This is a genomic window from Tritonibacter sp. SIMBA_163 (assembly GCF_046535935.1).
Taxonomy (GTDB): domain Bacteria; phylum Pseudomonadota; class Alphaproteobacteria; order Rhodobacterales; family Rhodobacteraceae; genus Epibacterium; species Epibacterium scottomollicae.
Genome location: NZ_JAWJBP010000090.1, coordinates 1 through 611, shown reverse-complemented (window position 1 = coordinate 611; position 611 = coordinate 1). Strand labels below are relative to the sequence as shown.

1 pseudogene is annotated in these 611 nt (G+C 57.3%); it reads left to right on the top strand.

What is annotated here, in order from left to right:
• A pseudogene (gene lacI / locus R0J92_RS21550) lies at positions 1-426 on the top strand (DNA-binding transcriptional repressor LacI); the annotation flags it as partial.
• Positions 427-611 lie beyond the last annotated feature (185 nt).

Below are 611 nucleotides of genomic sequence, written 5' to 3'. Positions count from 1 at the left end.
TGGAGTGCCATGTCCGGTTTTCAACAAACCATGCAAATGCTGCATGAGGGCATCGTTCCCACTGCGATGCTGGTTGCCAACGATCAGATGGCGCTGGGCGCAGTGCGCGCCATTACCGAGTCCGGGCTGCGCGTTGGTGCGGATATCTCGGTAGTGGGATACGACGATACCGAAGACAGCTCATGTTATATCCCGCCGTTAACCACCATCAAACAGGATTTTCGCCTGCTGGGGCAAACCAGCGTGGACCGCTTGCTGCAACTCTCTCAGGGCCAGGCGGTGAAGGGCAATCAGCTGTTGCCCGTCTCACTGGTGAAAAGAAAAACCACCCTGGCGCCCAATACGCAAACCGCCTCTCCCCGCGCGTTGGCCGATTCATTAATGCAGCTGGCACGACAGGTTTCCCGACTGGAAAGCGGGCAGTGAGCGCAACGCAATTAATGTAAGTTAGCTCACTCATTAGGCACCGGGATCTCGACCGATGCCCTTGAGAGCCTTCAACCCAGTCAGCTCCTTCCGGTGGGCGCGGGGCATGACTATCGTCGCCGCACTTATGACTGTCTTCTTTATCATGCAACTCGTAGGACAGGTGCCGGCAGCGCTCTGGGTCA